This is a genomic window from Bradyrhizobium sp. AZCC 1610 (assembly GCF_036924515.1).
In the GTDB taxonomy this organism is placed as follows: domain Bacteria; phylum Pseudomonadota; class Alphaproteobacteria; order Rhizobiales; family Xanthobacteraceae; genus Bradyrhizobium.
The window spans coordinates 1,388,832-1,402,528 of sequence record NZ_JAZHRR010000001.1; the positions used below are offsets into that span (position 1 = coordinate 1,388,832).

The following is a 13,697-nucleotide window of genomic DNA, read 5'->3' on the forward strand; positions in this document are numbered from 1 at the left end:
GAGTGCTGCGCGCCGCGTTATTCAGCCGCGACGTGCGCGGCCCGGCTGTGACGTTCGTCGTCCGCTGCGACAAAGAGATGGCCAGCGTGTTTGATGACGTTTTCGGTGGTCTCGCGGATGTGGCGTTCGATCAGTTCCTGGGCCTTTGCCGTATCCCGCGCGATCACCGAATCCAGGATCATCTTGTGCTCGACATCCTTGGCACGCCACTGCGGCCGGAATTGCGACGACATACGCCGGTAGCGGTGCGCGCGTTCGAAAAGCTTCTGGCGGATCTCCAGCAGATTGGGCGAACCGCAGGCCGCGACGAGCGAGAAATGAAAGTCGCCGTGAAGTTTGGCCCACTCCGCTGAAAGATAGTAATTGGAGCCGAGGCGGCTCTGGAGACGGTCCATCCGATGGAAAGCGCCGATAATATCAGCCTCCCAACCGTCGTTACCATGCTTGATGGCGAGGGCGATGCATTCGCGCTCGACGAGTACGCGGACGTAGGTGAGGTCATTAAGGTCGTCAATCGACACCGGTGCGACCACAAAGCCGCGCTGATCCTCCGCGATCACAAGCCCTTCAGCTACGAGACGCGACAGTGCTTCCCGCAGCGTTGAGAAGCTGACGGCGTACATCTCGCGCAGACCCTCGAACCGAAGCTTCGCGCCCGGCTTGAGCGCGCAACTGATAATGTCGGCGCGCATCCGCTGCAGCACGTCTGTCCCGCGGGTTTCTCCTGCCGGCTTGAGCCTGTCGCGCATCCACGTCGTCCTAAGTTGCTGTCCGTCTACCACACTATGCTGATTTTCGAAAAAATAAAACCACGCCTGATGAATCGGCCAAGGCGAGAGGCCGTCGAACCCGATCCGTGTTCTCGTCCCGAAAAGCCTTTCGGACACGCGGGGCCAGACGCTGCTGCACGTAGGCGCGTGCCGTGTCGCGAATCATGCGTTCCTCCTCGCCAAGTTGCGCCTTGAGCAGGAACGGATCGTCCCACGCGAACGGAATGCTACCCTTTGCGCGTGCCATCAGTCTGATCCCTCAACCCTCTGGAAGTCCCTCTCCGGCAGATTGCCGGACCGTTCAAATCCCTTGGTGCCACAAAATTTCGAAAATATCAATTTTAATCGAAAATGTGTTGCCTCCACGGCTCCGATGCGGTAGCAGAATTCAAACATCTTGAAGTTTGGGAGGTGAAGATGCCGCATTTGGTGCACGCGGTCGGGCATGTGAAAATCAACACCACCGTGATCGAGACGGTGGTGCGGGAAGCAACCGAAATACTCGGATTGCAGGTCACCTATTCGGACGAGCGCCAGACTTGGCTAAGCTCCAACGGGCGCGCGGCTGAGCTGGTGTTGCTCAGGTCGCATGAGAACTCGACGCATACGATCGGGCTGGAAGCGCTCACCGTCGAAGCGGTCCGGGAAGCGGAGTCTCGGGTCGAGGGCGCCGGCTGCCGGATTCTTTCTCGCGAACCGAGCCTCGAATGCATGGCTGCGGGCGTAACTTTCGCGACGCCAGAGGGGCTCCGCTTCGAGATACACACGCCAACACGTGACAAGCTTTATGGACGACGGTACCCGACCCATGGAGTCGGACCGAATCGGATGGACCACCTCAACCTGACAACTCCTGATCCCGCCGCAACGCGCCGGCAGCTCGAGATCATTGGCGGCCTGCGTTTGTCGGAACGTATGGTCGACGACAGCCTGAGCTGGATGTATGGCGGCAACCGCCTGCATCACATCGTCGGTGTCGTATGCGGCAAAGCGGGGCTGCATCACTACTCCTTCGAGTTCAAGGAGTTCAATGATTACCTGAAGCTCGGCGACCTGCTCGATCGATTTGACAAGGAGATGCTCTGGGGGCCGGGCCGCCACCGGCCGGGTGACAATACCTATGCCTATTACACCGACTCCAGCGGAGCGATGATCGAATGCGCCGGCTCGATGGCGTCGATCGCGGACGATGAGGGCTTTGTTCCAAACGTCATTACCAATCTCGAGCGCCCGGACAATGTGCGCTGCATGAATGTCTGGGGCACGCCGGCGCCGCTCGAGTGGCGCCAGCATCATTTTCCCTTCACCGCCATCAACTGACAGCAGGTCCGGCACGCAGCCGTCGCGCCGATGCGTGAGCGCGCCGGACGGCACAGCAGTACGAGGATATCCAATGCAAGAAAAGCTCACTTTCCGCTCTGACGGGCTCAAGCTTTCCGCCGTTCTCCATGTGCCGGATGCGAGAAAACCGGGCCAGCGGCTGCCTGCCTTCATTGTCCTGCACGGCTTCGTCGGGTCGAAGGACGAATCCCACGCTGAGATCCAGGCGCAGATGCTCGAACAGATGGGCTACGTGGCGCTTCGCTTCGATTTCCGCTGCTGCGGGGAGAGCGAGGGCGAGCGGGCGCAAGTGCGCTGCTTCGACCAGGTGGCGGACGCCAAGAACGCACTGACTTTCCTCGCCGAGAGGGAAGAAGTCGATCCCAAGCGGATCGGCGTGGTCGGCCACAGCTTCGGTGCGGCGGTCTCCGTCTATGCGGCGGGTGTGGACGATCGTTTCGCCTGCGTAATTTCGTCCTGCGGCTGGGGTGATGGCGAGCGGAAATTCCGCGGCCAGCACCCGACGCCCGAGGCCTGGGCGAAGTTCACGTCCCTTTTGGAAAAGGGCCGCAGGCACCGGCAGGAAACCGGTAAGAGCATGTGGATCTCCCGCTTCGACGCCGTCCCGATCCCCGAACATCTGCGCAAGAATCTCTCCCCGAAGGCGATCATGGAAATTCCGGTGGAGACGGCATGGAGCATGTACAATTTCCGCGCCGACGATGTGGTGGGAAACATCGCTCCACGTCCGATACTTTTTCTGCATACCGCCAATGACACCATCACGCCGACGGAACAGTCGATCCGCATGTTCGAAAAGGCCGGCCTGCCGGCCGAGCTCATTTTGATCAGCGGCACGTCCCATTTCCCGCTCGCGCCCGAGGATGCACCGCGCACAAAGTCGATCATCAAAGGGTGGCTCGACAAGTTCTTTCTCTCGCCCCTCGGAGCCTGAGCGTGGGTGCGGCTTCGGACATGGTCGCGATTGGTTCTGGCACACTCCAGGGCTTCGCGGCCGCGCTTCTCGGGGCGGGCGGATTTACGGCCGATCAGGCCGATCAGACGGCTGCCATGCTGGTTTGGGCGAATCTGCGCGGCGCCGACTCGCACGGCGTGCTGCGGATCCCTCGCTACGTCGAGATGGTGGAACTTGGGTTGATCAATCCATCCGCTGAACCGCGCCGGATCTCAGGCAAGGGCGCGATAGCAGTCATCGACGCACAACGCGCGCCGGGCGCAGTGGGAATGAACATTGCCGCACGAACGGCGACGCAACTCGCAGACACCCACGGCATTGGCTGGTGCGCGGTTCGCTCCATCAGCCATGCCGGTGCGATCGGATACTACGCGCAACAGGTCGCCCAAGCGGGTAAAGTTGCCATCGTCATGACCGCTTCAAAGCCGCTCATGATCTATCATGGATCCAGGGCCGAGGGTGTCTCAACGAACCCCATCGCGATTGCCGCACCCACCAGCAACCCGGACCGCCCCTTGCTCCTCGACATGTCGACCGCATCGGTGGCGCTCGGCAAGATCATGGCGGCCAGGGATGCCGGTCATGCGATTCCTGCGGGTTGGGGTGTCGACGCGGATGGCCGGGAGACGACGGACCCGCGCAACGTAAAGGCCGTCCTGCCGATGGCCGGCCCCAAAGGTTCGGGCCTCTCTCTGATGATCGAGGTGCTCGCCAGCGTGCTGACGGAGAATCCCCTGATTGCCGTTGCGCTCGCCGGAGGCGGCGATCCAGGCGGCAACGGCCTGGTCGCTGTGCTCGACCCATCGGCATTCGGCGAAGGCTTCCCTCTCGAAGTCGATCGCCTCGGCGCCGCCATCAACGGCTTGCCGCCGGCGGCCGGATCGGAACGCGTTTATCTGCCGGGCGAACGCGGTTTCGATGAGATGGAAACGCGGTCGCGCGTAGGCATACCGCTCGTGCAGGGCACTCGGTCCCGGCTGCTCGCGCTCGCCTCGAAGCTGAAGGTAGCGGTGCCCGAAGGCCTCACTTAGAAGAAGGCATGGAAATGGCGACAGGCGGCTCGCCGCTGTCGAGGGAATTCCTGCCGGCGTGCGCAGTGACCTCAATTCCTACGACAATGGACCGTTTCAGAGGAATGAACGCCTCGGCCAAGTCGCGACGTGGCAAGCGACAACCCGCCGACAACCCAATGCGCGCAGGCAGATTGCGGCGGACCCCGTTGACGCCGTCGAGCGGGGACACGACATATCCTGTACCGTCGATCCAGGTCACTGCTCAGGAGCAAGCTATGAACGCGCCGCCAAACATCGATCCCGTTCCCGCGCATTCTGACGGCGACGTTGTGCACTGGCTGACAAACGACACGCGAGATGAGCGCTTCATTGACAATATTTTCGCCGAGCTGTGTATCCGGCTCCAGCGAGCGGGCATTCCCGTCAAGCGGGCGTCGCTTCATCTCCTGATCCACCATCCGCAATGGCTTGGCGCCCGGATCATGTGGGCCGACGGGATGCGCGAGGCCGAGCTTGCGAGAGTAGACTACGATGTCAGGGAGCGATCCGAATACATCGGCAGTCCCGCCAACGAAATCCATGACGGTGCCACCGAGGTGCGCGAGAATCTCGAACGCGGTGCCTCGCTGGGCCGGAAGCACGCCATCTATGACGAGATGCGGGCGAAAGGCCTGACCGACTATATCGCTTGGCCGCTGTACCATACGCTCGGCAAGCGGCATATCGTGACCTTTGCAACCGACCGGCCAGGCGGTTTCGACGACGCGCATATCGCCCGCCTGTCGAAGTTATTACCGGTTCTGGCGCTGGTCAGCGAAATCCGCATGAAGAACCGGCTGGCGCGAACGCTGCTCGAAACCTATGTCGGGTCGCATGCCGGCGAGCTGATTCTGGCCGGCGCCACCAGACGCGGAAGCGGGACGACGGTACGCGCCGCTATCATGATCTGCGATCTGCGTGATTTCACCCGGATCTCCGACAACTGGCCGCGCGATGACGTCATTGATCTTCTGAACGGCTATTTCGACGCGATGTCGGAGCCGATTGCGCGACATGGTGGGGAGATACTAAAATTCATCGGCGACGGTCTGCTCGCCATTTTTTCCGCTCAGCCAGCCGTCGGCCTGTGCAAATCTGCTGCATGCCGTGGCCGAAGCCCGTCAGGCCATGGTTGCCCTGAACGAAAGGAACGGCGAAACCGGTCGTGCGCCGCTGAATTACGGCATCGGCGTCCACGTCGGAGACGTCATGTACGGTAATATCGGGTCGCGCACCCGGCTTGACTTCACCGTTATCGGTCCTGCGGTCAACATGGCTTCGCGTCTCGAAACCCTCACCAAACAATTGGGCAGAACGGTGCTGTTATCCCGCGCGTTCGCCGACTTCGTCGAAAGCGATTTCGATCTCGAACGCGTCGGCGAATATCCGGTGCGCGGCTTCAACGACCCGATCGAGTTGTTTGCTTATCACGGCTGAATGCCGATCTATCGCCAGATGCCGAACCGCCCCCAAGAGGGGCAAACTTGTCAAACGGCCACTATCAGCGAATGTCGGTCTCGGTGGTTTGTTAGTCCCGCAACAACGCTCAGACACTGAAAGACAGGTAGAGCCGGGGCTTTCCGTCAGGACTGGTGCCTGCGCGATCTACACCGATCGCTTGACACTCGTCGCTCTTGTTCTCATTATGTTCTTCGAGAACCTCTTCGAAACGTCATGTTCGAAACGTCATGGGCAAACGGTCGGGATGGCAACGACAGCCACCATCCTCCATGCGGATCTGGATGCTTTCTATGCCTCGGTAGAGCAGCTCCTTGACCCTTCGTTGCGCGGCAAACCCGTCGCCGTCGGTGGTGGAGTTGTGCTTGCTGCTTCTTACGAAGCCAAGGCCTTCGGGGTCAGCGGCGGCATGCCGGGACGGCAGGCGCGCGAACTCTGCCCGCAGCTCACTTTCGTCAGCGGGCATTTCAGGGAATACCAAAGGCTGGGCGACGCCGCCATCAAGGTGATCGGCGATTTCACGCCTCTCGTCGAGCGGATTTCCATCGACGAGGCCTTTGCCGACGTTGCGGGCTGCACCCATCTCTTCGGTCCGCCTGCCGAAATTGCAAGGGCGATCCGCCAACGCGTGCGCATGGAGCTTGGCCTTCCGATCTCAGTCGGTGTAGCGCGCACCAAGCATCTTGCAAAAATTGCTTCGCAAGTGGCCAAGCCCGACGGATTGGTGGTCGTCGATCCCGACACCGAGCTGAAATTCCTTCACCACCTGCCCGTCGAGCTGATGTGGGGAGTGGGACCTGTCACCAGGGCGCGGCTGGCCGAGATCGGTGTACTAACGATCAGGCAGCTGGCAAAGACACCGGGATGGTCGCTCGAGCGGTTGCTCGGTCCCGCGGCAGGAGAGAAACTCGCAGCGCTGGCGTGGAATCGCGATCCACGGGAAATCAAGGCTCACCGCCGGGCGCAATCGGCGGGAGCGCAATCGGCGATTGGCAGGAAGCCCGCCGACGAGCGAGTTTTTCGACCCGCCCTGTTTCACCTTGCGGACCGCATCGGCAGCCGGCTCCGCGCCAAGTCCAGGCCCGGCCGAACCGTGACGGTCCGCGTTCGTTTCGCCAACCTGCGCTCAGTCACTCGCTCGGTAACGCTCGACGCACCAATCTGCGCGACCGTGATCCTCGCCGAGATTGCCGAGGATCTGGTGCGCGCGGTCCTCGCAGAACACCCGGATGAAAAGACCATCTCGCTCCTGGCGATCTCCGTGTCGCATCTCGAAGAGCACTGGGATCTGGAGCTTGAACTTCCGTTGGGACTTCCAGATGAACGCCGCTGCCCCGGCACCAAAATAGGCATGGCACGATGGGCGGCCGACCGTGCCGTCGATAAGATCCGCGATCGCTTCGGATGGGATGCTATTGGATACGGCTCGGCGGAGCTGGGCATGTCTCGTTCCGTTCCCGACGCGTTTCGCGAGCTCGCCGAAAAAGACCTGTGACCGTCACCTCGAGAGTCCGAGATGCGTGCTATGGTGCACCAGGGACGAAGCGCCCGCCGTTCTCCCTGAGAACGCCGCGGTCGTCATCGATATCGAGATCGAGCCACCAGATCGTTATGTCCGCCGGCGTGAGCCTCTATCATCATAGAATCGCTACGTCGGGTACCGGGTAGCAACTGCGCCATCGTGACGTCGCCAATTAGTGCTCCCTCGAACCGCCCGATGGCTCACAAAGTAGCTCGTCACCAGTTCGCCGTTTGCGACCGACTTGAGGTTACTCCCAGCTCGCCCTCGCGATCCGTTCTGACGGCGGATCTTGGGTCTGAGCCCGCCAGGCCTCTGAAAAATCGGCACGGCACGCCTGTCCGGGAAGGTCTGGTGGCGAACATCAGCCGCGCCGTGCCGCTTTGATCGCGGCGACGTCGATTTTCTTCATGCCCATCATGGCATCGAATGCTCGCTTTGCTTCATCGCCGCCGGCCGCCAGCGCCTCGATCAGCACGCGCGGCGTGATTTGCCAGGAGACGCCCCACTTGTCCTTGCACCAGCCGCATGCACTCTCTTGGCCCCCATTGCCAACAATGGCGTTCCAGTAGCGGTCGGTCTCTTGCTGGTCATCGGTGGCGATCTGAAACGAGAAAGCTTCGTTGTGCTTGAACGCAGGACCGCCGTTGAGGCCGATACAGGGAACGCCGGCGACTGTGAATTCCACCGTCAGCACGTCGCCCTCCTTGCCGGATGGGTAGTTACTGGGTGCACGGTGGACGCCATCCACGGCGCTGTTGGGAAAGGTTTCGGCGTAGAAGCGGGCAGCAGCCTCTGCGTCCTTGTCGTACCACAGGCAAATCGTGTTCTTGGCCATTGCGTGTCCTTCGTTCAACTTGCGCGCCATCCGCGGTCTTCTATCGATGCCGTGCTGTCTGTGCTGCGCGTTCATAGTCGTGAAGCGTTCTTCGGCTGTGGGACTTTTCATCGAGCACGATGCCTTGGCAGGCTGCATATGCAGGTTACAGCAACCTGTACCCTTCTGGAAGGGACGCCGATGCGACTGAAAACGATCGGAAGCGAAATGAGTTTGGGACAGTGCGGCTGCCGGATTACTCCGCTTGCGGCCATGGAAATTTGAGCGTTGAATTCGCGCGTCATGCGCGGCTGCGATGCAATCTTTGAGCGAGGCGGACGGTGCGGCGAGCCGGCCTGCTAACCGCTGTGAAGCACGCAGCCTCCATGCGGCAACGATCAGCACGCGCTTCGATCATCAACAAGGGAGGAAAACGATGAGCACTTGGCTTAGTGAACGAGAGCAGCGCCTCGTCGCGGGTGCCGAGGCGGCATCGGCGGCAACGCCGATTCCCACTCAAATTGTTTCCAACGGCGAGTATCTCCCGCCCCCGCAGAGCACTACACAGAGGAAGGTCGAGGCGCGGATCAACGAGCTCGCCGACCTCAACGGCAAGCACCTCGGTTTGAGCCGCAGGCAGTTCCTGCACACGAGCTGCGGCATGGCGGCGGCATTCCTCGCAATGAACGACATCTACGGCAATGTTTTCCAGGTCGCGGCTGCAGAGGCCCGCGAGCCCGAGCTGATGCTGGCGCGCGCGCAAGGCCTCGCCGGCCAGTTCATCTTCGACGTCCAGACCCATTTCGTGCGCGACGACTTCGATCACAAGGAGCTTTTGGGTCTGGCGGACTTTGCGAGCCAGCACTGGAACCCGAAGATGAAGGAGGAGGGCGTCTCCTCGCTCGCCCGCTACAAGTTCCAGAACTACGTGAAAGAGATCTACTACGACAGCGACACCAACATGGCGCTGTTGAGCGGCGCGCCGTTCGACGATCCGAGCTGGTGGCTTCTGTCCAACGAGCAGATCGTCAAGGCCCGCGAGCTCATCAACGACTTCGCGGGCTCGCGCCGCCTGCTGGCGCACAGCGTCATCACCCCCAAGCAGCCCGGCTGGATGGAGGAGGTCGACAAGGCAATCGAGGTCTACAAGCCCGATTCCTGGAAGTCCTACACGATCGGCGATCCGCTGGCGCCCTCCAAGTTCCCATGGCGGCTCGACGACGAGCAGGTGATGTATCCGTTCTACGAAAAAGCGGTGAAGGCCGGCATCAACACGCTGTGCATCCACAAGGGGCTGCTGCCGCCCGATTACGAGAAGTCGTTCGCCGGCGTGTGGGAATACGCAACCGCGTGGGACATCGGAAAGGCGGCGAAGGACTGGCCGCAGATGAACTTCGTGATCTATCACTCGGCGCTGCGGGCGTTCCTCGAGCTGCCAGACAAGGCCTGGGCCGAGTTCGAGCAGACCGGCCGCATCCAGTGGGCCACGGATCTCGCGGAAATCCCGCAGAAGTTCGGCGTCACCAATGTCTATGCCGAGATCGGCACCTCCTTTGCCAACTCGGCGGTGGCGCATCCGAAGTTTTGCGCCGCGCTGGTCGGCACACTGATCAAGGGCATGGGGGTCGATCACGTGATGTGGGGTACTGACTCGGTCTGGTATGGCTCACCGCAGTGGCAGATCGAGGCACTGCGCCGCCTCGAAATTCCGGAGGACATGCAGAAGAAATACGGGTTTGCGCCGCTCGGCGACGCCAATAGCGCTACCAAGCAACTGATCTTCGGCGGCAACGCCACCAAATTCTACAAGATCAGGCTGAAAGCGGCTGACAACACCAGGATGCCGGCCTTTTCGGTGGACCGTCTCGCTTCGCTCAAGAACGAGTATGCGCTGGCGGCCAAGGAGCCCTCGAACCTGCGCTACGGCTACGTTCGCGCGGCGTAAATTTCCAGCGGCCGCGCCGGCGGAGTGGGCAAGCTTCGCGGGCGCGGTCGACGCGCGGCTGCAGTGACAAAGACGTAGATAGACAAGATCAATTTCGGCTTCGGATGAAAAGCAACACTTCGTGCGATATCTGGCGCAACGCGGACATTCCAAACATCGGCTGCGTCCTGTGCGGGGGCTACGAGATCGCAATGATCTCAAGCTCTTGACCGGATGTACCGACTACATCTCCAACGGCTTTGCCCATCAGAGACCTTGCCACCGGGGACACGAAGGAAACGGAGCCGGCCTTGGGGTCCGCTTCGTCCTCTCCCACGATATGATATTTCTGCACGCGCCCATCGTCGCGCCTGAAGGTCACGGTGCTCCCAAAGGCGACAGTGTCAGTTGACGTAGGTTTGGTGATGACCTGAGCCGTCCGAACTCTCGCCGCAAAGTAGCGCGCATCGCGCAAGGGGGTTGCCGCTTGCCGCCGCCGTTCATTCACGTCTTCGATCCTCTGCGCGGTCTCGTATGCCTCGCGAGCCTGGTGAAGCTGAAATTCAAGAGCCTTTAATCCCGCTTCCGTAACGAGGTTCGGATGAGGTGAAACCGGGCGGTCGGGAAGCAGAGTCTCCGACGCCGTTTCGGCACTGTCTTCCTTGGTGAAGGCAACGCTCAAGCTCAGAACTCCTTTTAAGCGAGATATGCAACAGGCGGCCGGCGACAAGCGCGCGGGCTCGTCAAAGGAACTGTAGTGCAGCGCTCAGCGACTTCAGCGCATCATATACCGCGGAGCGAGACGGGCGCCATTATCAAGTTACCCCGTTTGGGGATCACCTTGCTCCGCCGGCAGTTCCTCGGCATTGGGGTCGCCCGGTGCCGTCGCCCAGGCCAGTTCGACGAGCGTCACGATCCGCCGACCGGCACCGTCAAGCTGGCAAACGATGAGGCCCTGCTCCTCGATGTAGGTCAGCAGCCGCCGTGCACGGCGCAACGAATGTGAGCCATAGGCGCGGGCAATCGCTGCATCGCCCGGGCAGGGCCAACCTTCTTTCGCGGCGCGGGCGATCATCATGAAGACGCCCTGCATATCCTCCGGCAGAAGCGAGGCGCGGACCGAGACATCCTGCCACCCGTCATCCTCTGCCATATCGGAGCCGAGCCCGGCGCGGGCGCGCGTCAGCATGCGACGGAAGTCACCCAGGTCCGGCACGGCCGAACCGAGGCCCTCTATTCGGCAGCGGACCACGAACTCCTGATAGAGGACGCCGATGGCACGGAATCCCGCGTCGGGCTCCGCCATGACGGCGCGCAGAATACGGTCCACTCGCTCATGCCGCTCCGCCAGTTGCTCAGCACTGAGTGGCTGCTCCACCGCTTCGGGACGGATCTCCAGAGCCGCTGACTTCGCCGCCATGAGCTGGCCGAGGAGGTCTGGCGGCGACCGGCGCTGGGGCCGATTATTCTCGGGCGGCGGCGCTGCCAGGATGATGGCGCGTGCGTCGAGTGTCGCTTCCGGCAGAGGCATCAGGCGCGGGGTCGCGTTGCGCGGCGTGGTCTCCGTTGGGCCAATACGCAGCCCCAGCGGACGGCGGGAGAGGGCCGGTCCCAGCGCCATGAATTGCCCGCGCTCCAGATCCCGGAAGGCCTCTGCCTGTCGCCGCTCCATGCCCAGAAGGTCGGCGGCGCGCGCCATGTCGATATCCAGAAAGGTTCGGCCCATGAGGAAATTGGAGGCCTCGGCCGCGACGTTCTTGGCGAGCTTCGCCAGTCGCTGGGTGGCGATGACCCCCGCAAGCCCGCGTTTGCGGCCACGGCACATCAGGTTCGTCATGGCGCCGAGCGAGAGTTTGCGCGCCTCGTCCGAAACCTCGCCGGCGACGGCCGGCGCGAAGAGCTGCGCCTCATCCACCACAACCAGCATCGGGTACCAGTGGTCGCGGGCGACCTCGAAAAGCCCGCCGACGAAGGCGGCGGCGCGCCGCATCTGGTTCTCGGCGTCGAGCCCCTCGAGATTGAGCACGGTGGAGACGCGATGGATGCGCGCTCGCTCGCCGGCGACCTGCAGGCCCCGCTCGGTATGGTCCTCGGCATCGATCAGCAGGTGGCCGAAACGATCGGCAAGCGCCACGAAGTCGCCTTCGGGGTCGATGATGGTCTGCTGCACCCAGGGAGCACTCTGTTCCAGCAGCCGGCGCAGCAGATGGGATTTGCCGGAGCCCGAATTGCCCTGCACCAGCAGGCGGGTCGCCAGCAGTTCCTCAAGGTCCAGAGTCGCCGGGGCGCCGGCCGTCGTGTGTCCCATCTCGATCGCAACGGTCATGTCTCGACTCAAAGTCCCCTTAGCGGAGGCGGGGCTTAACAACCTGATCGCAGCCCGTCGAGCGCCCATGGCCGCTCACTCCGTGTTCTCCACGGCTGGTCGAACGCCATCAGCCCAGATGGATGCCGGCCGTGGCACACTTCACGCGCCGGAGGCGGCTGCCGAGGTTGTGGGCGAAGGTTGTCGGCGATTTTCAGCAAAACGGAGTCAGTCAGCGCGACGAGAACACATTCTTCAACTGCACCAGGAATGTCACCAGCCACGCGCACGCATACATGCCCGCGAGACCAAGCGCCGTTCTGCGATCAATCAAAGACAGGTTTGTCCACCACCATATCCGGTAAAGCCATATTCCTGTCGTGGCTACGCCAAGCAAGCAGACCAGCACCTTGAGAAAGGACGAGTTCGCGACACCTAAAGCGCCAAACAAAAGTGTTGCTGGAACGAGAAACATCGTGCAGGCGGATATCAAAGTCTCGTTCATGGGTCCTCAGGATATCTACGAATCGCAGGCTACGTACGCAGTTTGCAGCAACCTGTACGCTTCTGGAAGGGACGCTGATGCGACTGATAATTAGCTTGCGCTGCCCACGATTGCGATCACGTCAGGCGACAGTCAGGGGAACACCGGTCGAGGACGTTCGAAAAGGCGCGCAATTCTTTTACGTCCATTCCGACCCCTTCCCGCGCCTTGGATTGAACGGTATCAAGAAGTCGCTTGGGCGATGAGCCTTGGCGGCTTGAGGCAGCACGGGATCGTCACATGGCTTTTGAACTTTTCGAACTGACGGGCAAGCGGGCGCTCATCACTGGCTCTTCGCAGGGCATTGGCTTCGCGTTCGCGCAAGGCCTTGCCGAACACGGCGCCGAAGTCGTCCTCAACGGCCGCGATACCGGCAAGCTGAATGCGGCCGCGTTGAGGCTGACGGCCGCGGGGCACAAGGTATCGGTGGCCGGCTTCGACGTGACACAGGCGCAAGCCGCCAGGGCCGGTGTCGAGGCGATCGAGAAGAATTCCGGCGCGATCGATATTCTGGTCAATAATGCCGGCATGCAGTTTCGCTCGCCGCTCGAGGACTTTCCCGTCGAGAAGTGGGAGCAATTGCTCGCCACCAATATTTCGAGCGCGTTCTATGTCGGCCAGGCCGTCGCGCGTCATATGATTTCACGTGGCCGTGGCAAGATCATCAACATCGCGTCCGTGCAGAGCGAGCTCGCACGACCGGGCATCGCGCCCTATACGGCCACCAAGGGCGCGATAAAGAACCTGACCCGCGGCATGTGCGCCGATTGGGCCAAATACGGTCTCCAGATCAATGCAATTGCGCCGGGTTACTTCAAGACCCCGCTCAACCAGGCGCTGGTCGACAATCCGGAGTTCTCAAGCTGGCTCGAAAAGCGGACGCCGGCCGCCCGCTGGGGTAATGTCGAGGAGTTGGTCGGTGCCGCCGTGTTCCTGTCCGGCAAAGCCTCGTCCTTCGTCAATGGCCATACGCTCTATGTCGATGGTGGCATCACCACCAGTCTCTAGGTTT

At 61.7% G+C, this 13,697-nt stretch carries 11 protein-coding genes and 2 pseudogenes; 7 read left to right on the forward strand and 6 right to left on the reverse strand.

Going from position 1 to position 13,697, the window contains the following annotated elements; translation table 11 throughout:
• Positions 1–17 precede the first annotated feature (17 nt).
• Positions 18–749: a GntR family transcriptional regulator gene (locus V1279_RS06880; protein ID WP_334433723.1), complete on the reverse strand. Its 732-nt coding sequence runs from the start codon at positions 747–749 to the stop codon at positions 18–20.
• A gap of 100 nt (positions 750–849) precedes the next feature.
• Positions 850–1,017: pseudogene (locus V1279_RS06885) on the reverse strand (acyl-CoA dehydrogenase); the annotation flags it as partial.
• A 170-nt stretch (positions 1,018–1,187) separates the two neighbouring features.
• Here V1279_RS06885 and V1279_RS06890 point away from each other — a divergent pair.
• From V1279_RS06890 to dinB, 5 genes and pseudogenes are all read left to right on the forward strand, one after another.
• A complete protein-coding gene (locus tag V1279_RS06890) occupies positions 1,188–2,090 on the forward strand; it encodes a VOC family protein (protein ID WP_334433725.1) in 903 nt (300 codons plus the stop codon).
• A 73-nt stretch (positions 2,091–2,163) separates the two neighbouring features.
• Complete coding sequence (locus V1279_RS06895) at positions 2,164–3,045, forward strand: alpha/beta hydrolase (protein WP_334446245.1); 882 nt, start codon at positions 2,164–2,166, stop codon at positions 3,043–3,045.
• A gap of 2 nt (positions 3,046–3,047) precedes the next feature.
• A complete protein-coding gene (locus V1279_RS06900) occupies positions 3,048–4,097 on the forward strand; it encodes an Ldh family oxidoreductase (protein WP_334433727.1) in 1,050 nt (349 codons plus the stop codon).
• Positions 4,098–4,354: 257 nt separating this feature from the next.
• Positions 4,355–5,555: pseudogene (locus V1279_RS06905) on the forward strand (adenylate/guanylate cyclase domain-containing protein).
• Positions 5,556–5,823: 268 nt separating this feature from the next.
• The gene (dinB, locus tag V1279_RS06910) at positions 5,824–7,071 is read left to right on the forward strand and encodes a DNA polymerase IV (protein WP_334446246.1); all 1,248 of its coding nucleotides are present in this window, start codon (positions 5,824–5,826) and stop codon (positions 7,069–7,071) included.
• 388 nt (positions 7,072–7,459) lie between these two features.
• Here the strand turns inward: dinB and V1279_RS06915 are convergent, their stop codons facing one another.
• Positions 7,460–7,933, reverse strand: a complete 474-nt coding sequence (locus V1279_RS06915) for a VOC family protein (RefSeq protein ID WP_334446248.1) — start codon at positions 7,931–7,933, stop codon at positions 7,460–7,462.
• 415 nt (positions 7,934–8,348) lie between these two features.
• Here V1279_RS06915 and V1279_RS06920 point away from each other — a divergent pair, with 415 nt between their 5' ends.
• Positions 8,349–9,857, forward strand: a complete 1,509-nt coding sequence (locus V1279_RS06920; RefSeq protein ID WP_334433730.1) for an amidohydrolase family protein — start codon at positions 8,349–8,351, stop codon at positions 9,855–9,857.
• 178 nt (positions 9,858–10,035) lie between these two features.
• On the opposite strand, the gene greA is transcribed toward V1279_RS06920, so the two are convergent.
• From greA to V1279_RS06935, 3 genes are all read right to left on the reverse strand, one after another.
• The gene (gene greA, locus V1279_RS06925) at positions 10,036–10,518 is read right to left on the reverse strand and encodes a transcription elongation factor GreA (protein WP_334433732.1); all 483 of its coding nucleotides are present in this window, start codon (positions 10,516–10,518) and stop codon (positions 10,036–10,038) included.
• 138 nt (positions 10,519–10,656) lie between these two features.
• Positions 10,657–12,162: an ATP-binding protein gene (locus V1279_RS06930; protein WP_334433734.1), complete on the reverse strand. Its 1,506-nt coding sequence runs from the start codon at positions 12,160–12,162 to the stop codon at positions 10,657–10,659.
• A 211-nt stretch (positions 12,163–12,373) separates the two neighbouring features.
• On the reverse strand, positions 12,374–12,646 hold the full coding sequence (locus tag V1279_RS06935; RefSeq protein WP_334433736.1) for a hypothetical protein: 273 nt from the start codon (positions 12,644–12,646) through the stop codon (positions 12,374–12,376).
• Between the two features lie 279 nt (positions 12,647–12,925).
• On the opposite strand from V1279_RS06935, the gene V1279_RS06940 reads away from it, so the two are divergent.
• Positions 12,926–13,693 (forward strand): SDR family oxidoreductase, encoded by a 768-nt coding sequence (locus V1279_RS06940; RefSeq protein WP_334433738.1) that lies wholly within the window; start codon positions 12,926–12,928, stop codon positions 13,691–13,693.
• The last annotated feature ends 4 nt before the right edge of the window (positions 13,694–13,697 follow it).